At 67.5% G+C, this 24,693-nt stretch carries 14 protein-coding genes and 2 pseudogenes; 10 read left to right on the top strand and 6 right to left on the bottom strand.

Annotated features, from left to right (window positions below; genetic code table 11):
• Window positions 1–274 precede the first annotated feature (274 nt).
• From SGFS_RS08925 to SGFS_RS08905, 5 genes are all read left to right on the top strand, one after another.
• Window positions 275–1,714 carry a hypothetical protein gene (locus SGFS_RS08925; protein ID WP_286249225.1) on the top strand — a complete coding sequence of 480 codons (1,440 nt, stop codon included), beginning with the start codon at window positions 275–277 and terminating at the stop codon, window positions 1,712–1,714.
• Window positions 1,715–1,925: 211 nt separating this feature from the next.
• Window positions 1,926–2,843: a hypothetical protein gene (locus SGFS_RS08920; RefSeq protein WP_286249223.1), complete on the top strand. Its 918-nt coding sequence runs from the start codon at window positions 1,926–1,928 to the stop codon at window positions 2,841–2,843.
• Window positions 2,840–4,540, top strand: coding sequence for an Hsp70 family protein (locus SGFS_RS08915; protein ID WP_050398459.1), 1,701 nt, complete (start codon window positions 2,840–2,842; stop codon window positions 4,538–4,540). Before SGFS_RS08920 ends, SGFS_RS08915 begins: the two co-directional genes overlap by 4 nt.
• A 426-nt stretch (window positions 4,541–4,966) precedes the next feature.
• Window positions 4,967–5,245 carry a helix-turn-helix domain-containing protein gene (locus SGFS_RS08910; RefSeq protein ID WP_286249215.1) on the top strand — a complete coding sequence of 93 codons (279 nt, stop codon included), beginning with the start codon at window positions 4,967–4,969 and terminating at the stop codon, window positions 5,243–5,245.
• A gap of 150 nt (window positions 5,246–5,395) precedes the next feature.
• Window positions 5,396–6,637 (top strand): tyrosine-type recombinase/integrase, encoded by a 1,242-nt coding sequence (locus tag SGFS_RS08905; RefSeq protein ID WP_286249213.1) that lies wholly within the window; start codon window positions 5,396–5,398, stop codon window positions 6,635–6,637.
• Window positions 6,638–7,133: 496 nt separating this feature from the next.
• Here SGFS_RS08905 and SGFS_RS08900 read toward each other — a convergent pair whose 3' ends face one another.
• On the bottom strand, window positions 7,134–7,532 hold the full coding sequence (locus SGFS_RS08900) for a DUF4307 domain-containing protein (RefSeq protein ID WP_286249210.1): 399 nt from the start codon (window positions 7,530–7,532) through the stop codon (window positions 7,134–7,136).
• Window positions 7,533–8,740: 1,208 nt separating this feature from the next.
• Between SGFS_RS08900 and SGFS_RS08895 the strand changes: the two genes are divergently transcribed.
• The gene (locus SGFS_RS08895) at window positions 8,741–9,643 is read left to right on the top strand and encodes an ABC transporter ATP-binding protein (protein WP_434026596.1); all 903 of its coding nucleotides are present in this window, start codon (window positions 8,741–8,743) and stop codon (window positions 9,641–9,643) included.
• A 146-nt stretch (window positions 9,644–9,789) separates the two neighbouring features.
• Window positions 9,790–12,291, top strand: coding sequence for an ABC transporter permease (locus tag SGFS_RS08890; RefSeq protein WP_286249208.1), 2,502 nt, complete (start codon window positions 9,790–9,792; stop codon window positions 12,289–12,291).
• A 416-nt stretch (window positions 12,292–12,707) separates the two neighbouring features.
• Here SGFS_RS08890 and SGFS_RS08885 read toward each other — a convergent pair whose 3' ends face one another.
• From SGFS_RS08885 to SGFS_RS08870, 4 genes and pseudogenes are all read right to left on the bottom strand, one after another.
• The gene (locus SGFS_RS08885) at window positions 12,708–13,139 is read right to left on the bottom strand and encodes a hypothetical protein (protein ID WP_286259860.1); all 432 of its coding nucleotides are present in this window, start codon (window positions 13,137–13,139) and stop codon (window positions 12,708–12,710) included.
• Window positions 13,125–13,888: pseudogene (locus tag SGFS_RS08880) on the bottom strand (IS5 family transposase); the annotation flags it as partial. The pseudogene SGFS_RS08880 and the gene SGFS_RS08885, both read right to left, overlap by 15 nt.
• 451 nt (window positions 13,889–14,339) lie before the next feature.
• Window positions 14,340–16,283, bottom strand: a complete 1,944-nt coding sequence (locus SGFS_RS08875; RefSeq protein ID WP_286249206.1) for a pectinesterase family protein — start codon at window positions 16,281–16,283, stop codon at window positions 14,340–14,342.
• A 390-nt stretch (window positions 16,284–16,673) separates the two neighbouring features.
• A complete protein-coding gene (locus tag SGFS_RS08870; protein ID WP_286249204.1) occupies window positions 16,674–18,926 on the bottom strand; it encodes a LuxR C-terminal-related transcriptional regulator in 2,253 nt (750 codons plus the stop codon).
• 448 nt (window positions 18,927–19,374) lie between these two features.
• Here SGFS_RS08870 and SGFS_RS08865 point away from each other — a divergent pair, with 448 nt between their 5' ends.
• Window positions 19,375–19,659 carry a hypothetical protein gene (locus tag SGFS_RS08865; protein WP_286249202.1) on the top strand — a complete coding sequence of 95 codons (285 nt, stop codon included), beginning with the start codon at window positions 19,375–19,377 and terminating at the stop codon, window positions 19,657–19,659.
• A gap of 306 nt (window positions 19,660–19,965) precedes the next feature.
• Window positions 19,966–21,384 carry a transposase gene (locus tag SGFS_RS08860; protein WP_286249200.1) on the top strand — a complete coding sequence of 473 codons (1,419 nt, stop codon included), beginning with the start codon at window positions 19,966–19,968 and terminating at the stop codon, window positions 21,382–21,384.
• Window positions 21,385–21,452: 68 nt separating this feature from the next.
• Here SGFS_RS08860 and SGFS_RS08855 read toward each other — a convergent pair.
• Window positions 21,453–21,849: pseudogene (locus SGFS_RS08855) on the bottom strand (SulP family inorganic anion transporter); the annotation flags it as partial.
• A 397-nt stretch (window positions 21,850–22,246) separates the two neighbouring features.
• Between SGFS_RS08855 and SGFS_RS08850 the strand changes: the two are divergent.
• Entirely contained in the window at window positions 22,247–23,758 is a 1,512-nt protein-coding gene (locus SGFS_RS08850; RefSeq protein WP_286249197.1) for an alpha/beta hydrolase, read from the top strand.
• Window positions 23,759–24,693: the final 935 nt, after the last annotated feature.

The raw sequence follows: 24,693 nt of genomic DNA, 5'->3' as shown, positions 1-24,693 counted from the left end.
CGCTGCGCTGGCGGCGGCGCGCGAGCGGGGCGAGCTCGCCCCGCTGCGCCGTCCGGTGCAGGTAGGCGTTCCTGTCGGCGGAATGCCGGTGACCTCAGCGGACCGCCCGTCGAGCAGTGAACCCCGTGAGGCAGTGGCACCCCCGGCGGAGCTGCCAACGGGTTTCACTTCCACGGAGAGCTGGCGCGCCGCACTGGCGGCTGTTGAAGCCGTCGCGGCCTACTGCCGTGCTGAGGGGTACCCTGCCTCGGCGCTGGAAGGTGAGAGGGAAGGCATGTCCGCCGACGTGTTGGCCCGCGCCGTAGCCAGCACCATGCGCACGCTGCCTCCAGTCAGGGCGGTCGGCCTGCTCCGGCAGGTGCACGGCTCCGGGCTCTGCCTGCTCACGCCCCGGCTCACCGTGCGCGCGCAGGCGCTCTTGGACAAGAAGCCGAATCGGATTTCTGACATGGACGACTCCGACGCCGCACCGTCCGTGCTCGCTGCCGAAGAGGCGTGGTGGCTCTACCGGGACGCAGAGCGGGTCGAGTACAGCAAGATACCTGCCGAGCGGGAGCATGCCCTTGCGGTAGCGCTGCCCCTGCCCGTCGTCGACGATCTGATCGACCGCCGGCGTCTCGTCCACAGGCCGCTCCCAGGCTCTGGCCAGCGCGCGCTGTACATCCGGGCTCGCCTCGCACCGACGGATCTGGACCAGGAAGACCTCGAGGAACTCGGCTGGGAGGGCGAACTGGCCCGGCGACAGTTCCGCAGCCGATTGGCAGTCGGCGACAGCTCCGTACTCCAGGAGGACCTTCACAGCCTTCCTCCGACGGATCGCGAGCTGGCCGCAGCCCTTACGAAGGCCCGTCAGTCGGGACAGATACCGCCTGCCCTCCAGGACCAGAAGTGGCTGTGGGGTGCGCTTGAGAAACTCGTGCCCCAAGCCGCAGTCAACGTCCGACGCGACCGCACCTTCGGCCCCTGGCTCCTGGTGAGACGGCTGCAGCGCGCCGTTCGCATGGCACACCGGGCATCGCTGTACGGGGACAGCAAGAAGCACCAGGCATTGATGAGGACCGCTCTGAACGAAGCCTCGGTGCTCGCGACGGCATGGTCGGATGCCGGCTGGGAGGCGCTTAACATCCTTGCCTACGTGCAGGCTGTCGGTGGGCCGGACGGCCCCCGGTACACCGACGCCTTGGACACGCTCATGCCGCAGCCGGGCAAGGGGCCAAGGGAAGACCGCCTTGCTGGCGGCGCTCGCCGCCGACTCGACGAGAATCGGAATATCCTGCGGGCGTTGATCAGGCGCCCGGACAGTTCGCATCTGCTCAATCCGTACCTCGTCCTGGGCATCCCCGACGACGCCGAGGACTGGAAGGACCACTGGCGTCAGCTCCGCCGTTCCCTCAACGACGACGGAGAGGCACAGGTCAACGAGGCGAAAGACGCGATCGAGCGCTTCCAGCGCGGGCGCAGTGAGATCCCGCCTTTCTCAGTCCCCCTCGCCCCAGAGAAGTGGGCCTTGCCCGGAGCCGACGAGTCTGTCATCCGCCGCGGTGGGGCTCCTATGCCGAGGCAGACGCCTCAGCCGGACGCAGACGAGCAGGAATTCGCCAGGGCAGAGGCAGCCCGGGGCATCGTCTGCAACGCCTGCCACAATGTCGGTTTGCCTGCCGAGCCCGAAGACCCCGAACACTTTGTGCCAGAGAGCAGCCCCAGTGACCAGTAAGCCCAACGGCTCCCACGACCCGTCAGGAAAGAAGAGCAAGGCTTCCCCTCCGGGGAAGCACAACTTGCCCAAGAGAAAGAAGCCGAAGCCGACGGGTGCTACCGCCTCGAACAAGCGCTCTGGGGACGAGCCGTCGGTGGAGAAGCGTACGAAGCAGGACCACAGGGCTCTGTCCAAGGGCCCCTGGACTGCCGGGAGCGCCCACCCCCGCGTGGAGCCCGGCACCTTCGATGCCGCTGCCCTGCTGAAGTCCGTCCTGGCGGTGGTCGAGCCGACAATGCAGGAAGGCCTTCGTACGATCACGGAGTCGGCCCTCAGGCCGGGTGAAGACGGAGACAACAATAAGGACGGCCGCACGCAGGCGATCCGCGCCGCAAGCCGCCAGGTCGCTGAAGCCCTGCGGACCGCTGTTGTCGAGGGCATGCGGACCAGGCAGCTCCACCTTGCTCAGCTCGCTGTCATCGACCGAGCGGCCAGCCAGGCCGGGAGCCTCTCGGAGCTGAGGAACCGAATCGATACGGAGATCTCTAAGGCAGGGCTGCGGCGCATCTCGGATACCGACGACCTTGCGGCCTTCAACCTGGCTGACGACGGCGGTTCTGACACGGCCGTCGCCGGTTCCAGACCCCAGTACGAACTCCTTTCTCCGGCGTACAGCGATAGTGAGTCCGGTCGCATCGTCGAGCGAGGATGGGTCCGCACGCTCCCTGTGCAGGGGCTCTCATGGAACGGCGTCAATGTCCATGACCGCCGACGCCATGCCCATTCGGCTCTACCGCACGGCGTCAGTGCTGAGCCCGCCGAAGCGGACGATGGCACGGAGACCGATGCCATCGGAGGTACTGCCGCGTCGGATCCCTCCGTGCGGGATGTGTCCAGTCCCGGTTCGGACGCTCCGGCAGCGCCCGAAGTGCCGACGGTTACCAATGCCAGCCACGTGACCGTGGCCGTCCAAGCGGAGGAGGAACTGTCCGCGTCGCAGGAGAACGTGGACGAGCCGCAGGAGATCTCTCCGCAGGTTGCCGAAGAACCGTCAGCCGCGGGTACGCAGTCGCACGGTGGCTTCACCAAGATGATGCTCGCCAAAGTCGCGTACCGCGGCTACAAGCCGGTCGGGAGGAAGCAATGACCTACGGAATCGACTTCGGTACCAGCAACTCGGTCGTTGCCCGGTGGACCGGTGAGGAGACAGAGGTCCTGCCGATCGACGGCGAAAACCTCCCCGCCCAGTGGCGGGAGCCTGAATTCGAGGAGTTGTTCCCCTCCGTAATGTCGGTGCGTGACCTCCAGCGGACGCTCTGCTTTGGGTGGGCCGCCAAGACCACCACAGGGGAGCCCGTCGATGCTGTGAAGCGCATGCTCGGCACGCGCTCGGCGGGCGCTGAGCAGACCGAGTCCGGCACGCCTCACCTCGAAGAGCACCATGCCTGGATCGGTGGCGAGCCATTCCGCAGCACTACGGCCGCTGCTGCCCTCTTCTCACGGATGAAGAGCGCAGCGGACAACCACCTTCTGGACCTGTCCGAGGCTGTAGTGACAGTGCCGGCCAACGCCACCGGAGGCGCGCGCTACCGCACCCGTGCTGCGGCTCTGCTCGCAGGCATCAAGGTCAAGGCGCTCCTCAACGAGCCCACCGCTGCAGCGATCTCGTACGCCAATGGCAACGAGGGGGCGGGCCGTTTCCTCATATTCGACTGGGGCGGCGGCACGATCGATGTCACGGTCCTCGAACACGACGGTCGCAACTTCGACGAGCTGAGCTCCCGGGGTATCGCGGCCCTGGGCGGACTCGAGTTCGACGAGGCGCTTGCTCGTATCTTCCTTGCGAAGCTGGGAGAGGTCCCGGAGAAGCTAACGGTGAGGGAGCGCAACCGCTGGCGTCGGGACGTCGAGTTGACGAAGATTGCGCTATCGCGCCGCGATGTACGCGAAGTGCCCTTCGACCTGCCGGCACTCGGTAAGACTCTCACCGTGTCGCGTGAGGAGTACGCCGCAGCCGTCGCTCCGCTGATCAAACGCGCCATGCAGCCCATCGAGGAGTGCCTGAGCGACCTTGGGTTTGACGCGCAGGACATCGAAGCTGTCTTGATGATCGGCGGTACTTCGCAGATTCCGGAGGCTCGCGAGGCGGTCGGGACCATCCTCGGCGCAGACCGCATCGTTGACCCGAGACTCTGTCACCCGATGACGGCCGTGGCCCGCGGGGCGGCGATCTACTCCGCTGCCCTCGACAACCACCTTGAGCGCGACCGCTTCAGTCTCGTCACGAACTACGACCTCGGCACGGCCTTCGACGCCGGGCCTCGGAAGGGCTTTTTCCCCATCATTGAGCGAAACCGAACTCTCATCGCTCGGGGAGAGAAGACGTTTCCCCCGGCAGCGCCCGGTGCCACCAGTGTCACGGTCGAGGTCATCGAGGGCGAGAAGGGCTTCCCGGCAGATAGCGACCGGGCTTTCCCGCTGGCCCAACTGGAGGTGAAGCTCCCCAAGCCCGAGCAGGATCCGCAGCTTAACGCGATCACCATCCAGTTCCAGTACGACCACAGCGGCATCCTCAAGGTGAAGGCGGTGCATGAGCGCACGCAGAAGCTGCTGAGCGAGAAAGAGATCGATTCGTTCGGACCGGATGGGACTCCGCTCCAGAGCGGACTGGACGGCGAACTGCAGCGGCTTCTCGGGCACGTGGACACCCCCTTCATCGGGGGCGACCACGCTGTTGCTGAAGAAGGTTCTGCCCCCGGAATTCCGACGGCCGATGCCCCGCCACCGGCCCCAGGGCCCGATGCGGGCTTGTCGGTGAACGGGACTCCCCAGCATAGGTTGTAGGAGTGAGCCGCCCCACTGTACTTGGTCCGCAACTCAGATGAGAAGCACCACCAGTAGGTCAACGACGGGGAGGATGAGCAGCGCGATAACCCGATCGCCGCAGCGTTGAGCAGGCTGCTCGATGGTGTCTGGATGCGCGCGACCGAAATGGGGTGATCTGCTGTCGGCGTCGGATGAGTTCGGCTGCCGGATGGCAGGGGATAGATGTAATTCTGAGTCCAGAGCGACATGCTTGACCTGCAGCTTCGAACGTCGGCAGACGATGGCCGCCTGCCGTCCTCTATCACGAAGAGGCAGCTGCACCAAATCACTGATTCTCCGGAATCTGATCCTGCTCGCCAGTAGTTATCCGTGCGGCTTCGCCGCGCGGTGGGCGAGAGGACGGAAAGTCCGCTGCTTCGGCAGCGCTTACCCCGGAGACACGCTATGCGTAACCAGTCCAATCCTGCCGTTGAGGCTGCCTTCCTGAATGTTCAGGACGCTGCGAAATACATGGGCATCTCGGTGAACACCCTCTACGTCTGGCGGCACGGCCGGCAAGGGCCGCCCAGCTTCCGGATGGGGCCCGGCGGGAGGGTCATGTACCGCCGGGACTTGCTCGATGCGTGGCTCAGCGAACAACAGCAGGCGGACTCGCGGTCGAACCAGGCTCTCAACCCGCTGAACAAGGCCCCGCGGCAGCGCGAACGACGCCGGGCTGCCTGACCTGTGGAAACGGTTCTGAAGAAGTCAGCAGCACTCGGAATTTCATGCATACGGACATTGTCTGTGTGTCTGATCGCGACGGAGATCGCGCCGAGATAACCATGGCGAGGCTGAGGGCAAGACGAGTATGGCGGGTTACATCGAAGACCGGTGGCTCAAGAAGCGGTCGAACAAGGAGACGGGCAAGCACGAACGCACTGCGCGCTGTGGGGCAAGTGCACGCGCTATCGCGTCAAGGGGATACCGGGGGTCCGCGACCGGTCATTCGACACGGTTGCGGACGCCAAGGCGTGGCTGGCCGAGACGCAGACCGACACTCGGCGAGGAGATTTCGTCGACGCGCGCGATGGTGCGATCAGCCTTCGTGAGTACGTCGAGAAGCACTGGCGGCCCTCCCAGTTGCATCCCGCTCAGACGTTGGAAAGCATGAAATACCGAATCTGGGGGCAAGTGCTGCCGCAGCTCGGGGAGTTGGCGCTCAAGGACATCGGCGTCGCGGAGCTGCGCAAGTGGTCGGCCGATGTGCAGCGCGCGGTGGCATCGAGCACGGCCTACGTCGCATGGGTGTACCTGAAAGCGATCATGCAGGCCGCGATGGAGGACAAGCGGCTGTACCGCAACCCGTGCAAGGGCAGCAGCTCGATCAAGCCACCGAAGGAGCCGGAACGCAAGGCTCGCGCCTGGCAGCAGGATCGCGTCGACGCCGTACGGGAGACGCTGGCCGACCGGTACCAGATCACGGTCGACCTCGGGGTTGGGTGCGGACTCCGGCAGGGTGAGGTGTTCGGCTTCAGCCCAGACGATGTCCACGACGGCTTCGTGCACGTGGAGCGGCAGATCCTCATGTACAAGTCGCAGCTGTACTTCGGTCCGCCCAAAGGCGGCAAGGAACGCGACGCGCCTCTGCCCCAGGCGCTCGCGAAGCGTATCCTCACGCATCAGGAGCATTTCGAACCGATCGAAGTGACCCTGCCATGGCTGGATCCCGAGGAGCCCGACCTTGCACGCGAGGACCGGCGCAAGGTGACGGTCCGGCTACTCGTCTACACAGGGCGGCGTGGCGCGATCAACCGCACCACCTGGAACACCAAGGCATGGAAGCCCGCGCTCGCCGAGGCGGGAGTCATCCCGCCGCTGCCCAAGCGGCAGCCGGGCGAGAAGCCGTCGCGCGTCTGGGAGCCCAGCCGCAAGCACGGTTTCCACGTCTTGCGTCATACGTACGCCTCGGTGATGCTCGAAGCCGGTGAGTCGATCGTCTCGCTCGCGAAGTGGCTGGGGCACTCCGACCCGGCGTTCACGCTTCGGACGTACACGCACTTCATGCCGCAGGCCGGCGCGCGTGGGCTGTCAGCCATCGAGGCGTGGTTCACGGACTCGGCCGAAAGTCCCTGAGAAGTCCCAGAGGGCGAAACAGGCCGCCGGATCCCCGTAAACATGCAGGTCAGAGCGTGATGGCTCCCTGAGTGGGACTCTACCCGGCGTACAGCCTGATTCGTCTTCCGCTCTCTATTTTCGCAGGTCAGTGCCACGCTTACTCGCCGAACAAACTTCCCGGGGCGAATCCGGGGCGAATCGGGGCTGCAAGTACTGCCGTCCCTGCGCGCGACCTGCGGTACATATTCGGGCATTCCGTGTCAGATGTAGTCAGGCGTCGGTCTGCGGCGGATCTCGGCGGCTTGGATGAACCGAAAGTATTTGTCCGGCGTGCCTACACGTCGACCCGCTTTGGTATTGGTCGGGGTGGGTCTGTTTTAGAACGGCAAGGCCTATGCGACGTACCGGCGGCGGAGTTGCACCTGCGACCTCGGTGAGACGCGAGCTTGATCCGAAGCCGTCCGGTGGGCCGTCGTGGACCAATCGGATCACTCGCTACGGGAGAAGAGCGACGTCAGTCAGCATGACAGCCCAGGAGCTCCGCCGTGGTACCCGGGGACATCGTGCGCAGCGTGACGACCTTGTCGATACGCCTGGCCGGCCCGCCGAACCGGAAGTCCGCGCGACCTACCTCGGTGTGGTCCGCCGACTGAGAGCGCAGCGTGCAGTAGCCGGTGGCGCCCGCGTCCTTGCGTACCTCCAGATGGACCTTGACCGCGTCGTGCGTGGACTTGAAGGTGATGACCTCGCCGCTGATCTTGTCCTGTGCGACGTGATGGTATGCGAACCAGCCGACCGAGACGAGCAGCACCGTGCCCAGCACACTGCCGACGACCTTGAGCGTGCGGTCGGCGCTTTCGTCCGTGGAGCGGCCGAAGCGGCGCTCGGGCGGCCGCGTGCTCGTCGTACTCATGATCGTCCTCTCGGCAGGGGCCACATGGGCGAGACGGATGTCCCAAAAGGAGCATCCGGGGACCAGGCCGGGCATTTTTCTCCCCCGGTTCTTTCACTATAGAAGCCGCCCCATGCGCCCGAAGCGCATGGGACCGACTTGTCGGCTCTACTGAGGACCGAGTCGCAGCTGACCAACTGCGACTGATCGCCGCCCACGCCCACCCCGACGACGAGTCCAGCAACAGCCCGGTGTGCGATCAGCTGATGCAATGGTGGCGCTGCTCGCAGGCGGGGAACAGTTGGCGCGACATGCCCAGGCGTAGTTCGGTAAGAATGCCGATGCCCCGTGCGTGCAGGCGGAGGGTCTTCGGATCGACCTGTGTTGGCTCGGCTCGGACGCGTGCCCGTAGAGCAGGCGTGTCGGGGTGCCTTTCCAGGGGTGTTGTCAGCCCGTCGCGGCTGAGTCGACGGGCTGGAGCGGTCCGTGAACAGTGGCCGTGGAGAAGCCTGATGCAGGGAAGAGCGCTCTGGCTGCGGTTGACGATCTCAGGACTGGACTGTTGGCGTCTGGAGCCGAGTCGTCCTCTTGTTCGGATGGCGTCCCGCGTACCGTGGAGGATCCCGACAACTCCATCGGTCCCTGCGGGCCGCCCGTCCCGAGTTCCGCACGACACCACGCCTGTGGACTGCCTCATCGTCCGGGCACCCACCCGAGGCTCTGATCGTCGGTCTCGGGCGCGGGAGATGGCCCGCTGGGTCATGGAATCTGGGTGGTTCGCCGGATCGGCCGGAGCGGGGGAGAACGTCGGCTGCATGCGTGCGCGTACGGAGAGGGGCCGCGTGGACCGGGCAGCGCGTGAAAAGCAGTGTCAGGTGAGGCATGTCCAGCACTTGAACCTCGTAGCCAGCCAGTTGACATCGACATGCGGCTGACGGTTTCTCAAACAAGTCAGCCATGGGGGCCAGAGCTTGGGTATCGCTCGGTCTGGCTGTGCATCGGCCGAATGGCCGAGACGGCGATGAGGTGGGGTCCTGTCGGTGTGAGGCGCGTCTCGCCGGGGAGGCGGATGGCAGTCCCCGTGGCAGCCCCATTTCCAGGCGGTTTCTACCGGGCGTCATCCTCGGAGCTGACGCAACGGCATACCTGAGGCTGACGGAGCTGGCCCTGGCATCAGACCCAGGTGGTCAGTGTTTCGGCTGATCCGCAGGGCCTGTACGAACCGGACGATGGAGAAGTCCTCAGCGGGGTTGGGCCTCGACTTCCGCGTCCACGTGCCGTCTCTGGCTGTCTCTGGTCGTCTGTGCGGCCTGCGCCCCGTGCTGCCTCTGCCGTCGATCGGAGTAGTCCCCGTGACCACCGCCTCGCCCACCGCCCCCCGCACCGCCGTCCCCACCGTGGCCGCCCGCGCCACGGAGCTTTCCAAGGTCTATGGACAGGGTGAGACTCAGGTGGTGGCCCTCGATCAGGTCAGTGTCGGCTTCGGGCAGTCCCAGCTCACCGCGATCATGGGGCCCTCCGGGTCCGGCAAGTCCACGCTGATGCACTGCGTGGCAGGACTGGACAGCTTCACCTCCGGATCGGTCCGGATCGGTGACATCGAGCTGGGGTCCCTGACGGACCGGCAGCTCACCGCACTCCGCCGTGACAAGGTCGGCTTCATCTTCCAGGCGTTCAATCTGCTGCCGACGCTCACCGCGCTGGAGAACATCACGCTTCCCATGGACATCGCGGGCCGGACGCCGGACGAGCAGTGGCTGGAGACCATGATCCGGATGGTGGGCCTGTCCGGCCGGCTCAGCCACCGTCCCGCCCAGCTCTCCGGTGGTCAGCAGCAGCGTGTCGCCGTGGCCCGGGCCCTCGCGTCCAAGCCGGACATCGTCTTCGGGGACGAGCCGACGGGGAACCTGGACTCGCGTGCTGGTGCTGAGGTTCTCGGGTTTCTGCGTGACTCCGTAAGGGAGTTGGGACAGACCGTCGTCATGGTCACTCATGATCCGGTCGCCGCCTCCTACGCGGACCGGGTGATCTTCCTCGCCGACGGCCGGATCGTCGACGAGATGTACGAACCCACGGCGGACAGGGTCCTCGACCTCATGAAGGCCTTCGACACCAAGTTCCGAACGAGCTGAGCCGAACTGATCCGTACGAGCCGAGGTGCTCCCGAAGTCGCCACCGTCCCACGGCAGCCTCTGGGTCAGACCGAGAGTCACTGACGCAGACCGACTCCGGCCAGCTCGCCCCGCCCCCGCACTCACCTCACCAGGACGACACCACCATGTTCCGCACAGCGCTGCGCAACGTCCTTGCGCACAAGGCCAGACTGCTGATGACCGTGCTCGCCGTCATGCTCGGCGTCGCGTTTGTCTCCGGCACCCTGGTTTTCACCGACTCATACGCCAACGCCTACCGCAACCAGGATAGCAAGAGCTACGCCCATGTGGACGTCGAGGTCGCGGTGAACACCGACTACTCCGGCGAGTTCCCGGGCATCAATGGGAAGACGCTCGACGAGGTCTCCCGGCTCGACGGGGTCGCCGAGGCCGTCGGGCGGGTCTCCGGGACCGCCTTCGTCGCCGACAAGGACGGGGGGCTCATCGGCAGCGCCTCGTTCAGCGGGGGCGCCAACTTCGCGCCGGGGAAGGACGGCAAGGACGGGCTCTACGAGTTCACCGACGGCAGCGGGCCCAACGAGGCCGGCCAGGTCGCGCTGGACAAGGACTCGGCCGAGAAGGGCGGCTACCAGGTCGGCGACAGCGTTCCCGTCGCCCTCAAGGGCCCGGCGAAGACGTACGAGCTCTCCGGCATCTTCACCACCGAGAACACGTCGGTGGCCGCGGGCGGCAGCCTGGTGCTCTTCGACACGCCGGTCGCTCAGGGGCTCTTCCTCCGGTCGGGCGTCTATGAGTCCGTCACCGTCACCGCAGCCCCCGGCGTTTCGAACACCGAGCTTGCCATCGCCGTCGGCAAGGTGCTTCCGGATTACGCGGTGGCCCAGACCGGCCACGAACTGGCTGGCGAGGTGTCGGGAGACGCGTCGTTCGTCGCTGGGATCCTGCTCGCCTTCGCCGGTGTCGCGCTCTTCGTCAGCGTGTTCCTGATCGCCAACACCTTCACCATGCTGGCCGCCCAGCGCACCCGCGAACTCGCCCTGCTGCGCGCGGTCGGCGCCTCCCGCCGGCAGGTCACCCGGTCCGTACTGATCGAGGCGATGGTTGTCGGCGCGGTCGCCTCCGCCGCCGGGCTCGGGCTCGGCGCCGCCATGGCCGCCGTAGCGACTTCCACGATCGATCTCGGCGGTGGGAAGATCCCGGACGGGCCGCTGGTCGTCACGTCGACGACCGTCCTGGTCGCGGTCGTCATCGGGGTCCTGGTCACCATGGTGGCCGCCTGGCTGCCGGCCCGCCGCGCCGCGAAGATTCCACCCGTTGCGGCGATCGGCAGCGCACACCTGCCTGCCACCACCAGGTCCCTGCTGATACGGAACGTGCTTGGCGGCATCGTCACGCTCCTCGGCGCGGTGGTCGTCGTCGTGGGCGCCGGGACCGGTGGCTCCCATGGCGCGATGCTCGTCGGGTTCGGTGCTCTCCTCGCGGTGACCGGTGTCATCGTGCTGATCCCCTTGCTGTCCCGGCCTGCGATCGCGCTCGTCCGGCCACTGCTGCTACGCGGCTTCGGAGTCTCCGGCAAACTCGCGGGCCAGAACGCCGTACGCAGCCCGCGCCGCACCGGCGCCACCGCCTCTGGACTGGCCATCGGGCTCACGCTTGTCAGCGCTCTGACCGTGCTCCTTGTCACCCTCGGCCAGGCTGTCGACACGATGACCACTGACATCGTCAAGGCGGACTACATGGTCACCGACAGCGGCGGCGGACTGGACGCCTCGACGGTCGCCGCGCTGCGCAAGGCTCAGGGCGTTACGTCGGTGTCCCAGGAGCAGCAAGGGTGGGTGGAGATCGACGGCATTCAGGAGGATGTCTCCGCTGTCACCCCGGCGGACTTCGACAAGGCCTTCCACCTTCCGGTGGTTTCGGGCTCGCAGGACGCGCTTGCGAAGGGGCAGATCGCCGTCGCCGAGGACCTCGCGCGGTCGCAGGGCTGGAGGGTGGGGGACACCTTGCCCGTGGAGTACGAAGACTCCAAGAGCGGTAAGTTGACCGTCGGGGCCATTTTCGAGAGCAACATCGTGGTCCTGCCGGTCGTCGTCTCCACAGCCGTGACAGAACCGCACGCAGACAAGACGTTCATCTCGAAGATTTTCGTCAAGACGGACGGCAGCACGAACGAGAAGACACTCACCGCTGTCTTCGCCGGGAACCCAACGATCAAGATCGGCGACCGGCAGGACATCCGCGACGAGTTCAGCGGGTACCTCAACACCGGACTGAACATCATGTACGGGCTGCTCGCGATCTCCCTGGTCATCGCGGTGCTGGGAGTGGTGAACACCCTCGCGATGTCGGTCTTCGAACGGCAGCGCGAGGTCGGCATGCTGCGAGCCGTCGGACTCGACCGGCGGGGCGTGACCCGGATGATCCAGCTGGAGGCCGTGGTCATCTCCCTCTTCGGTGCGGTGATCGGCATCGGGCTCGGTGCCTTCCTGGGCTGGGCCGTCGGCGAGACCACGAAGGCGGACATCCCCGGATACGCGCTGGTGCTGCCGTGGGGCCGGCTCGCGCTCTTCCTGCTGCTGGCAGCGCTGGTCGGCCTGCTGGCCGCCCTGTGGCCTGCCCGCAGCGCGGCCCGGCTGAACATGCTCACCGCCATCAAGACAGAGTAGGGAGAGCAGGCTGCCGTACGCCGACAGGCAGACCGTGCCTGTCGGCGTACGACCGCGAGCAGGGGCTCAGCGGCCGATGGCGCTCGTGTCCAGCGTGTCCAGCACGCCGGTCTTGCCGGGCCGCACGGCGAGGTGGCTCCGGCGCGGCACGGACCAGCGTGCAGGTCGAACCACCGTAGCTGGGCTTCCTGGGCGAACAGATCGGCTTGCGCGCCGCGATGCTGGTGGTCCTCGCGTTTGCCGTCTTCGGAGCCTTCCTGGCGCCGGTGCTCGAACCCTGGCCGTTCTTCGTGGGGCAGCGCCCCGGCGTGATGGTGCGGCCGAGCGCACCCCTCAGCGGCGCCCCCTCCCTCGGGGAACGGCCCGTCCGAAGCGGCGTGCTCGGGCAGCCGGCAGTCACACACCGTCGCCATAGCTCACCTGCCGAGGCTCCCATTGCTGCTGGTCGGGCGTGAAGCGCTCTTTCCGAACGGTGCGGTCCGCGGATCCGCTGGGGCAGGACGGTACGTCGGCAGAGAAGGGCACACGCACATGCACTCGGTCTCCGATTCAGCCCCGCCGGACAGGACGAGGAACCGGTCCTCGGTGAGCCGCGTGATCGTCACGTCCGACTCGATCCCGCCGTGCTCGTTGAGCCACTGGGTGTATGTGATGCGGCCGGGTTCGGTGTACAGGTCGTTGACCGACACCCGCTGAAGCACCCGCACCGCGTCGTGGCCTTGGACCAGGAGCTTGCCGAACGATGAGGTGTCGATGACCCCGACGCCCTCCCGGACGGCACGATGCTCCGCTGCCGACTGCTCGAACCAGTTCGGCCGGTCGAAGGAGTACTCGTAGCGGCGCTCCATGGCGGAGGAGGGACAGTGCTCGTAGTCGCGGGCCAGGCGCCGGTGCGGTATCAGGATCCCGTAGGTCTGCTCGACCCTCCACCGCTTCGGCTGCGGCACGAACCTCTTGACCTGCGGGTCGCGTTCGACGATCTCAACGTCGATTCCCAGGCCGGCGCCGTGCGCGACGACCTGGCTCCTGAAGCCCTGGTCGACCAGGGCTTTGCGGACGCTTCCGCCGGAGTGCTCGGCGACCTGGTCCAGCAGGACGATGCCCGCGGCCTTGTCGTGGGTGTTCGCGGCGAGGACGACGACCGCGATGACCAGGCCGAGGACATCTGCGGCAGGACCCCGCTTGCGGCCGGGCACCCGCTTGGCCGATCATGACCGCTCGTGGAGGCGGGGACCCCGGCGGCCACGTGGACACTCTGGGTGTCCAGCACCACCAGGGTCGGGTCCTCTAATCGCCGGGCGCGCTTTCTGACCTGGCAGCGCAGGAGCTCATGGATGACTTGGTCCGTCCCATCGTCGCGCCACGCGGCGAAGTAGTAGTATGTCGCGCTCTTCTGCGGCAGATCGTGCGGGAGATAGACCCACTGGCAGCCGGCCCGCCCCTGATAGAGGATCGCTTTCACGATCTCCCGCATGTCATAGGCACCCTGATGGCCGCTGACCGAACGGTGCCGACCTTTCCACGCGGTGATCACCGGATCGATCAACGACCACTGCTCGTCCGATAAGTCACTCGGATACGGTTCATGTAGACTCACCCGGTCACATCACCAGATCACCAACTGCGGACCGGTAGATTCCGCCCCGTCGCCACACCATCAGGCGACAACAGATCCACTCAAATAATCACGAACCGCCCTCTCGGTGCGTTGTGCAAAGGGAGCCCCTGTCCTGGAACGGACCGCAGGCATGGCTCCTGAGAAGCCACGAAGGCCTGCGGTCGACGAGGTGCACGTGCCTCGTGCGCAAGGCGGGCGCCCTGGCCCCATGGAGACGACCAGGCGACGGCTGCCCGGTCGGCCGAGGTGGTAACGCTGGGCCGGACGAACTCGACGCGGGCGGTAAGTCCTGGCCGTCGCCGTGTGGGCCAGGGGCCGACGGTTACAGCCGGCGCGGTGCTGTGGCTCACCAGAGGTTGGTGGAGGACACAAGGGCGGGGCCGGGACGGTCGTGAAGTCCCGGCCCCGGCCATGGTTCACCTCGGTGGAGTCACCACCCGTGCGTGATCGGGTCCCATCCGTCGCTGCCGGCCAGGTACTTCTGGCTGGTGTACTCGGCGGCTTCGACGGCTGTCAGCTGCGGTGAGTTCGAGCCGAAGCCGGCTCCGGGGCCGAAGTTCTGGTACTCCGCGAAGCGGCCCCACAACCGCCAGGGCTGGTCGGGGAGCATGTCAGTCCAGGGTTGCGCGTCCTTGATGCCTGCCTGGATGTCGCAGCTACGCACGATCGCCTGGGGCCATGCTTCCTCCGTGTTGTTCCACGGCCGACCGAGGTGCATCGTGTCGTTCGGTACTCCGTTGGTGGTGATCGTGCAGCTGCTGATCAGGATCCCGTACTTCTTACTGTTGTCGGTGCTCGGCGCCAGTATCGTGCCGTTGGGCCACGAGAGACACTGGATCGTGGACAGGGCGATCACTGCGGTGGCGTTACCGAATATGAAGTCCACGTCACCCCGGATGTGACAGCCGACGAAGAACTGCCGGGCCTGGGTCGTGGGCGTCACCCCCTTGACGTACAGGGTGTCCTGATGGCTCCAGATCTCGACGTTGTCGTACACCTGTCGGTCGCCCATGGCGACGACCGCCACGGCCTGGGTCTCGTACGGGCTGATCTCCGGGTGCGCGTTGCGGTCGAAGGTGTTGACGATCCTGAGGTCTTTGACGACCAGGTTGGGCGGCCTGAAGGTGGCCACGGCGCTGCCCTGGGTGCCCCACTTCTGGCCGGTCGCAGGGTTGATCATCCCGTTGCACCGGGTGTTGTGGATGACCACATCCGATGCCTTGCCCGTGACACCCTGGATCCTCAGCCAGTTCTTGCTGCTCGGGACGCTGATGACCTCGTGATAGGTGCCCTTGCCGATGAAGATGGTTGTCTCGCCCGAGCCAGCGGCGTTGATCGCCTCCTGCACGGTCCAGTGGTCGCCCGTGCCGTCGGGCACCACGAGCATCGTGACACCGTCACCAAGGGTCCGCCTGCCCTTGGTGTGCTGGTCCGAGTGGTGAGCCAGCATGACCGCCTCCGCGAGGGCTGCCACGGTGGCGTAGACCATTCCGCCGATCTCGAGTTCGGGCGAGAGGGCGACGCCGACCGCGACGATCCCGGCCAGGAGGGCGACACTGATCACACCCCAGTTGTTGTGGTGGGCTATGTGCGTCGGATTGATCACGACTTCTTGACCGTAGCGGAAGGCGGCGACGGTATCAGCGGCTTGCCGCCGGAACCGGGAGCCTTCGGCGAATGCCACGATGATCTGAAGGAGCGACTGAGCCACGGGCCTGGTGTTGGTGCCGGTGATGTTGCCGGCGGCATCTCTGGTAACGGCGTTACGGAGCTGCAGTACGGCGTTGCTGAGGCTGCTGGTGCCGATGTGCAAGTTGTCGCGGGTGGCCCCCTGGCGCGCCAGGTCGTTGTAATTCGAGAGCCCCTCGAACCGGGTCTCCACGGTCCCGCCCTCACCCCGGATGCCTGTCGGCAGGTTCACGCCGGGCTCGAGGGTGAACCAGTTCCGGTCCCAGGTCACACTGCCGCTGTTGTCGGTGCCGGTCCTGAATGCCATGACGTAGGCGTCCGACCGGCGCATGAACACGCGGACGAAGTCGTTCCTGCCCTCGGCGTACAGGTCGATGGCGATGTACCCGGCCGTCCCGTCCTCATCGGTGACGCTGACGGGGAGGCCACCGTCCGGCCTCTCCCGGTGCGAGCTGACCGCGGCCCTGATCGCGTTGAGCGTTGCGGCGTAGGTCTTCATGGCACTGGTGTTTCCGGTACCGGTCTCATGGGTGATGTGCCAGGTGACGTGCGCGCCGGTCGCGGCGGCGGCGCGGGGTGCGGCGGCGACCACCGCGCCGCCGGCCAGCATGGTGCCGGCCGCCACAGTGATGGCACTGGTGAGAAATGACCTGCGGCCGAGGCGACCCTGTTGTTCGGTCGTCACTTGAGCTCCTTGATGCTCTGAGCACCCCATGGCATGGACTGCGATGTCGGGCGGTTGTCGATCGTGACGCCCGACCGCCATGTCGGTTCGGCGCTCGCGCACCGTTGGCGAGCCTTGGCCGACGGGCGCTGTCCGCATGCCGTGCGCGACGGCGCACGGAACCGACGACTGTCCTCGGTTCGGCGTGCTCCGTTGTGGTTGCGGTCGCCGACTGCCGTCGGCTTGGGGCAGGGGTGCACTCCTGAGCGCGGTTCTGAGGTCCGCGGCACAGGAGGGCGCGCCCTGTCGTGCGTCATGGAGAAAGGCTCGGCGCAGGGAATGCCCCGTGGCCATGGGTACTTCTACGGGGGTGGGCCCCGCCCCGGGTCCGGGTATTTCTACGGGGTTGTCCTAGGCTGTGGGTGCCTGGTTCCCTGTCCACCAGGACGCGATCCGGGCACGGGAGCCGAAGCCGAGCTTGGCCAGGATGTTCTCGACGTGGCCGTCGACCGTGCGTGGAGAGCGCCCGAGGGCCGAGGCGATCTGCCGGTTGCTCATGCCCTTGGCCACCAGCGCGGCCACGTCCCGCTCGCGGGGGGTCAGCGGGCTCGGGGCGGGGGACGTGGCGGCCGCGAGGGCAGGGGCGACCCGCTCGGGCCGGGGGCGCAGGGCGTAGGCGATGGCCTGGTCGGGGCCGCGGTGGCGCCCGCCCTCCGCGAGAACCTTCTCGTACGCCGCCGGCCCCAGGGCCCGTACGACGTCCTCCTCACACCAGGCGTGCTGCTCGACCATGTGCGGGCCGAACGTCGAGACGGGGGTGTCGATGTCCTGCCACAGGGCGCGCGCGGCACCCAGCAGTCGCCCCGCCTCCTCCCGGTCACCCTGTGCGGCGGTTGTCCAGGCGAGTTGCTCCAGCATCAGCCCCACCCTGACGTAGTCGTTGAAGCCCTGCTCCTTCTCCAGCGCGGTGCGCAGCAGATCCATGGCCTCCGTGAGGTCGCCGCGTATCCAGGCGTCGTATCCGAGCGTCCACAGCGCGTGCGCGTGGGCCAGACGCTCACCGTGCGCTTCGGCCAGGACCAGTGCCTGCCTGCAGGTCTGAGTGGTGCGCGGATCCCCGAGGTGGGACTGGGCGGTGGCCATCTGAATCAGCGCGTAGACCGCCCCGATGCCCTCGCCTGTCTCGGTGTGAGCGGCCGCCGCTTCCTCCAACAAGGACACGGCCTCCTGCAGCCTGCCGCTGAACAACGCCAACGTGCCACGCAGGCTCTGGATATGGGCGCACACCACGCGGTCGTCCAGCCGCTCGCCCAGTTCCGCCGCCTCGTCCACCCACCGGTACGCCGTGGCGTGATCGCGCTGCAGCGTCGCGACCCAGGCGGCGACCCACAACGCCCTGGCCCGGGCCGGACCGGGTTCGGGTGCGGCGGCGAGTGCTTGGTCGAGCCAGCGGCGACCCTCACCGAGGAATCCGCCCTCGCCCCAGAGGTAACGCAGCGCCGAAGCCAGCGCCAGGGCGGCCTGCGGGTCTCCACCCTGGTTCAGCGCCGCGCGCAGGTTGGCGTGCTCGGCACGCAGCCGGGCCAGGCTCTTCAGTTGGCCGGGGCCGTGCCAGCCGTCGGCAATGCGCTCGGCGAGGGCCAGGTAGAACGTGTGGTGCCGTTGCCGTATCAGCTTTTCCTCGCCGGACTCGGCGAGCCGCTCCCGCCCGTACTGGCGGATGGTTGACAGCAGCCGGTACCGCGGCAGCCCCTCACGCTCGCAGGCCAGGACGATGGACTGCACGACCAGCCGGTCGAGGAGATCCAGTACCTCGTCCCGGTCGATGCCGTCGCCCGCGCACACATCTTCGGCCGCGTCCAGGCCGAAGTCGTCGGCGAAGACCGACAGTCGGTGCCACAGCAGCTGCTCGGCAGGGGTGCACAGCTCGTGGCTCCAGTCGATCAGCGCGCGTAGCGTCCGCTGGTGCGGCCGGGCGACCCGGCTTCCGCTCGCGAGCAGCCCGAAGCGGTCCTCCAACCGGATGATCGTCTCCTCCACGGTCAGGGTCCGCAGCCGGGCCGCGGCCAGCTCGATGGCCAGCGGCAGCCCGTCCAGGTCATCGCACAGCCGCAGGACCTGGGCACGGTTGCCGTCGGTGACCTCGAACTCCGGGCGTACGGCGGTGGCCCGGTCCCGCAGCAGTTCCACCGCGTCGTTCGGCGCCAAGGGAGGCACGGCGAAGACGTGCTCGCCGTAGATTCCGAGCGCTGTGCGGCTCGTCGTCAGAATGCGCAGGCCGGAGGAGGCCGACAGCAGGGCATGCGCCAGCTCGGCACAGGCGTCGGCGAGGTGCTCGCAGTTGTCCAGCACGATCAGCGGAGCGCGGTAGGCCAGGAACGCGGCGAGCTGGTCGATAACCGGCCTGGTGCCCAGGTCCGGCACGCCCAGCGCGGACGCCACCGCGTTCGCCGCCAGCGACGGGTCCCGTACCGGCGCCAGATCCACCAGCCACACCCCGTCAGCGAAATCCGTCGCCGACGCCGCGGCCACCTCCAGCGCCAGCCGTGTCTTGCCCACCCCGCCCACACCGGTGAGCGTCAGCAGCCGCGCGGTTCCCAGACGGCTGCGGACTTCGGCCAGGTTCCGGCCCCTGCCCACGAACGTGGTCAGGGCGGCAGGCATATTTCCCACCTCTGCTATCTGGACGGTCAAGTTCCTTCTCGCCTTCAACGGCTCGCACGCGTCCTGGAACCTCAAGGACGACTGTCGGCGGTGGCAGCACGCTTCGTCGCGGGCATTCGGGGTGCAGTCCTGCCGCTGTGCCCAAACCCGGAGAGCCGAACGGGAACAGTCGCATTTATGCCACCGAAAAGTATCAAGTGGGCATAGGCTCCAGGGGCAGGCTGTGGCCGAGGTCTCACGACTATCCGACAGAGGCCAGCCTCTGTCGGACGACGGGCCTGTCGGCGCTTGGGCCAGGTGCTCCAGGCACTGCTCGTTCGTGGGCGAGCAGGTAACAGGGCGGAGATCGGGTGGCCTCGGTGTCAGTCGTCCCGGCAAGGCGCACGACGGTGACGTCACAGGGTTCCGGGCTTCAAGGCCGACGCCGAGGTGGCCCCGCACCCTCGGCGTGCTGGCGTTCCTCGCCTCCCTCGGCGGACTGACCTCGACCCTCGGTGTGCTGATCACCGGCATCAACTCCCAGGCCCGCCTGGTGTTCAACGCCGGACGCGAGGGGCTCCTCCCCTCCTCCTTCGGCTGTGTGCACCCCATCCGTCGCACATCCAACAAGGCGATCATCACCGTCACCGACATCGCTCCTCTGACAATAGGCGGCCGAGGCCTGGGCTACCTGCTGGGGTCCGCCGACGGCTCATTGAGGGACTCTGTCGGGAATCTTGAGGACGGCAGTTAACGATCGTGACGTTGCGTCAGGCTCGTTGGGATGTCCCGCGCTCGTTCCCCAGGAGCCCGATGGCTCCCTCCAACCTCACTCTGGAGCCGAGATCCCGTCGCTGACCGCCAGGGTTGCCCGCGCGGCCAATCCCAAGGGCACCACCGCGATGTGGATCCGCGACCGCCTCGACGGCCTCTGGAGTGACGAGGACTTCACCGCCTGGTACCCGCGTGACGGCCGCCCTGGGCTCTCACCCGCCCAGCTGCCACCGTCTGCGTGCTGCAGTACGCGATGAACCTCTCCGACCGCCAGGCCGCCTAGGCGGTGCGCTGCCGAATCGACTTCAAGTACGCCCTCGGACTGGACCTGGAGGATCCCGGCTTCCACCACAGCGTCCTGTCCGACTTCCGCGACCGGCTCGCCGAAGGCGACCGCGCCGACCGGCTACTGGGCCTCGCACTCACCCGGATCCGACGGGCCGGCCTGCTCAAGGGGCGCGTCACGCAGCGCACCGACTCCACCCACGTCCTGTCAGCAGCACGGGAGCTGACCCGCCTGGAGCTGGCGTGCGAGGCGGTCCGCGCCGTGCTGGAAGAGGTGGCCCGCGACGCGCCAGAGGTGCTGGATGAGCTGGTCACCGCCGAATGGGCCCAACGCTACGGCCGGCCGGTTCGCCTGTGCTCCCAGCCCAGCCACCCCGTCGCCCGACTGGAGCAGGTGGGCAACGACGCCCGCGAACTGCTTGGGCGTCTTGACGCCCGGTTCCCCGGCGGCGCTCCGGCGCAGGCGAAGGGGCTCCGAACGATCCTGCTGCAGCACTTCCTGGTGGATGCCAAGGGGCGGTTCAGGCCGCGCACGAAGCGCGACGGCCGGCCGCCCTCCCGGATTCAGATCGAGTCGCCGTATGAGACCGAGGCGCGCTGGACGCGCCGCGGCGACACCCGCTGGACCGGCTACCTCGTGCACGTGACCGAGACCTGCGACGAAAAGCGGATCAACGTCATCACCGACGTGGCCACCGTAGTCTCCAGCGCGGACAGCCAGGCGCTGCCCGGCATCCACGCCAGCCTCAGGCGGCTGCGCCTGCTGCCGGACCGGCACCTGGTCGACGGCGGCTACACCTCCGTGGCCGGCATGGACGCCGCCGCCTGCCTGCACCGCGTCGCTCTGATCGGGCCGCTTCCGCCCAGCACCACCCCGCAGCACCGGGCAGGCGACGGATTCGGCCGGGAGAACTTCATCATCGACTTCGACCAGCGCGAGGTAACCTGCCCCAACGGGCAGGCCAGCCGCAACTGGCAGGACCTGCCGGTGGCCGAGCCGACCAAGGTCACAGTCCGGTTCGACGCCCGCCAGTGCGGCCGCTGCCCCGAGCGGGCCATGTGCACTCCAGGCCCGTTTCGCAGCCTGTACTTTCCCACCCGCCGCCTGCACGAACTCCAGACCAAGAACCGCGCCGACCAGCAGGATGCGGACTGGCGCCGACTCTACGGGCGACGCTCGGGGGCCGAGGGCACCATCGAGGAGTTCACCAACGGCCACCGCGGACGCCGGTGCCGCTACCGCGGCCTGGCCAAGACGCACGTCCAGCACGTCCTGACCGCACTCGCGATCAACGTCGAGCGGCTGAGCCTTCAAGAACCCGCCGACGGCTCGTACCGGCCCCGCCCTCCCACAGCATTCCAGCAGTACCTCGACGCACGTGACTTACCCCGGCCGCTGTGGTGGCGCCAAGGGAAGTGACGCCCGTCCTCAAGATTCCCGACAGAGTCGCTCAATGAACGAATCACCCTGCGTGCCCCTGACGTGCTCGGGCAGCAGCGCCAAAAGATGAGGAAGGCTAGGGCGTTGACGAAGCCGACCATGACGCTGCGCGAACCGCCTTAACTCGGCCACGCTGAGCGCGCCGAGGATCATCTGGAAGGCGGGGCGAGGATGGCGGCGGTGATCAGCCCGTGCTCCCGGTCGAATGGGGCGGTGACCAGGACGATCGCGCCGGTCGCGGCGGAGATCATGACCTTGCGGCCGCTGATGACCGAGATGACGACGCCATGGTGAACGAGGCGGACAGGGCCGACCGCCGGGTCGACTGCCCGCGGTGATCGAGAAGGAGATCGCCTCTGAGGTCAGAGCCAGGGTGACGACCAGACTGGCCAGCACCTCGGTGCGCGGGACCTGCGGGGAGCCGAGCCAGTCGGGCTCGGGCAGGCGGAACTTGGGCTGCGGGCAGCAGCGAGGACATGCAACCGTTCTCGTTCAGGCGCACGGTCATCGGAAGGCACGCTTGCACGTGTCGTACATGACTCCACGCACACAAGAGGTGGGATAGCGGGCGGAGTGTGCATGTAGTCGACGAGTGCCACTCGCACGAGACGCCGACCGCTCGGCCGTCGTGGGCCACGCCCCGACGTTAGGACGCGGTTCTAGTACCAAACTCTCCTCGGCATCACCGGTGAAGGGCTCACCCCGATACAGGAGGCGCACCGGCGGCGAGGGGCCGTGCGCGCGTCCATCGGTCTTTCGGTTGAGGTCCCCGGCGATCGCCATCGTTTCCTGGCCGTTTGGCCGAGGCGGGGCGGTCGGGTGGGGAAGCAGAGTTCCTGTCATGCCTACCGCACACAAGGCCGCCCTCGTCGCGGCCGGACTGATCGTCAGCCTGTGCATTCCCACCGCCCAGGCGACAGCGGCCGAACCCGACCGTTCCCCGGCCCTCGACCGCTACTACGACCAGCGCCCCGCCTGGCACCGCTGCGGCTCCAAGGAGCAGTACCCCGCAGCCCTGCGGTGCGCGACCGTCGAGGTGCCGCTCGACTACATGCGGCCCGCCGGACCCACGCTGCGCATGGAGATCTCCCGGCTGCGCACGAGCGTGCCCGGCAAGCGCCGTGGTGTGCTGCTGTCCAACCCGGGAGGGCCGGGGGGTGAGAGTCTGGAGAATCCCGTGTCGTTGAAACAGGTCGTGCCCAAGAGCGTCCGGGACCGGTACGACCTCGTGGGCTTTGATCCGCGCGGTATGGGCGCCAGCAGTCCCCTGAGCTGTGGCCTCACCGAGAACGAGCTGAACTGGCCGCGTGCGTACACCACCAAGTCCTTCCGCAAGAACACCGCTCTTGCCCGCAGCTTCGCCTCGAAGTGTGTCGCCCGGGACCGCGCCCGGCTGCCGTACATCACCACCCGTAACACCGCACGGGACATGGACGTCATCCGCGCCGTCCTGGCTGAGAAGCGGATCTCGTACCTGGGCACGTCCTACGGCACCTACCTCGGTGCCGTCTACACCCAACTCTTCCCGGCCCGCAGCGACCGCATCGTCCTCGACAGCTCGACGGACCCGAACCGATTCGGCCGGGGCACTTACCAAGCCATGGCCGAGAGCGTCGAGCCCGCGTTCCGCGACTGGACCCGTCTGGTCGCCCGCCGGGACAGCACCTACCACCTCGGTGACACTCCCGCGAAGGTCCGCGCCGCGTTCTTCCGGCTGATCGCCCGCGCCGACCGCACACCGCTCAAGTACAACGGCAGCGACCTCGATTACGCAGACCGGGCCGTTACCGGTGCCGACGTTCGCGACTCCCTGCGGCTGATGTTCTTCTACGAGCCCTACCAGGCCGCACGCGACGTCGTCAGTCTCCGCAAGGCCCGCGCGACCCGCCCGGATCCGCAGCCGTCCGACGGCCCTGCGGACTCCTTCGAGGCCAACTTCGTGGCGCAACACTGGGCGATCATCTGCGCCGACAACTCCGCCTCATGGCCCCGCGACCCATCCCGCTACCGGCGCGACGCCATCCGCGACGGCCGGCGCCTCCCCCTCTACGGGGACTTCACCTCCAACATCACCCCCTGCGCCTTCTGGCCGCGCGGCGCCGAACCGGCCACGCGCGTCGACAACACGGTGGGCGCGCTCGTCCTGCAGAACCAGTGGGACTCCCAGACACCCGCGGCCAGCGGCCGGGCCATGCACCGCGCCCTGCGCGGCTCACGCCTCGTCATGGTCCAGGGCGGACGGGATCACGGCGTGTACGGAGTCCCCGGCACCCCCGCCTGCGCCACCAAGGCGGTCAACACCTACCTGGTCACGGGCCGCCTGCCCAGCAAGGACATCACCTGCCGTGCCTAGCGCGGTGTCGAACGGCGCGGACCGGTGGTGTTCCCCCATGTGTCGCCAAGGCCGTGAAGCGGGCCGGAGTCACCTCCGGCCCGCGTGGATCTGTCGCATCATGGTTGGCGTTGGGATGGAGCACGGTCCGGCTGGCCGGGAAGTGGCCAGCGGATGACGCCCCCAACCGGCAGTGGCTGTTCGCTGATCCTCCGAATCGGAGCAGTCTCCGGCCACGATCTCTCCCCCGCTCGGGGTGCGACAGCGGCGGAGACCGCCAGGGGTGCCAGCCATGGCTGGCACCCCTCAACGCGTTCCCGCAGCACTGGAGCTCGGATAACGAGGAGCTTGTCCACTGGCATAGCCCCAAGAGCACGCCCTGCTCAAGCCTTCGCTGCACGAGTGAAGTTCCCCCGAGATTCGGTGTGTGTTGACAGACAGTCAGATGGCTGTCACGAGAGGAAATTGACCATGGCCGCCCCTAGAAAGTACGGCGAAGACTGCGTACTTTCCGGCCTACGACCACGCTCTGATCTGCCCGGACTGCGCGGGCTTCATGATGTCGTCCTACCGCTGCTCGCGCTGCGCCCAAGAGGACAAGCGGCACGGCCGTCGGGCTCTGCACTCGCTGCACCCCTCGCCGACAAACTCGACGAACTCCTCGGGGTTGTGCCCCTTCTCGTGGTGTAGCCGATCAAGGTGGCGGATTCCCCAGGTCGCAGTCTGAGTTGCCTTCGCCGGAGGCACTGTCGGGGCTCACCGGGCCGGGACCGGCGGCGATCGCCAGACGGCCCGCGGCCGCATGCACCGGACGGCTCCGAAGCGGAGTCGGCAGACCGTGATCGGCTACACCACGACGAGGGACACGACCCTCCTCGGCGACGGCACCGGCCGCATCCGCTCCGGCGTTGTCCCGCTGGCAGCTGACGCGCGAGGCATTCCACACCCTCCAGCCC

The sequence above is a fragment of the Streptomyces graminofaciens genome, assembly GCF_030294945.1.
GTDB lineage: Bacteria > Actinomycetota > Actinomycetes > Streptomycetales > Streptomycetaceae > Streptomyces > Streptomyces graminofaciens.
Note: the sequence above shows the minus strand (reverse complement) of the source record. Positions and strands in the feature narration are given on the sequence as shown.

Coding starts and splice junctions, on each gene's coding strand:
- SGFS_RS08870 (WP_286249204.1), bottom strand. CDS start 18,926: ATGCCTGCCGCCCTGACCACGTTCGTGGGCAGGGGCCGGAACCTGGCC.
- SGFS_RS08925 (WP_286249225.1), top strand. CDS start 275: ATGTCCGCCGACGTGTTGGCCCGCGCCGTAGCCAGCACCATGCGCACG.
- SGFS_RS08910 (WP_286249215.1), top strand. CDS start 4,967: ATGCGTAACCAGTCCAATCCTGCCGTTGAGGCTGCCTTCCTGAATGTT.
- SGFS_RS08890 (WP_286249208.1), top strand. CDS start 9,790: ATGTTCCGCACAGCGCTGCGCAACGTCCTTGCGCACAAGGCCAGACTG.
- SGFS_RS08885 (WP_286259860.1), bottom strand. CDS start 13,139: ATGGAGCGCCGCTACGAGTACTCCTTCGACCGGCCGAACTGGTTCGAG.
- SGFS_RS08915 (WP_050398459.1), top strand. CDS start 2,840: ATGACCTACGGAATCGACTTCGGTACCAGCAACTCGGTCGTTGCCCGG.
- SGFS_RS08895 (WP_434026596.1), top strand. CDS start 8,741: ATGGAGAAGTCCTCAGCGGGGTTGGGCCTCGACTTCCGCGTCCACGTG.
- SGFS_RS08900 (WP_286249210.1), bottom strand. CDS start 7,532: ATGAGTACGACGAGCACGCGGCCGCCCGAGCGCCGCTTCGGCCGCTCC.
- SGFS_RS08850 (WP_286249197.1), top strand. CDS start 22,247: ATGCCTACCGCACACAAGGCCGCCCTCGTCGCGGCCGGACTGATCGTC.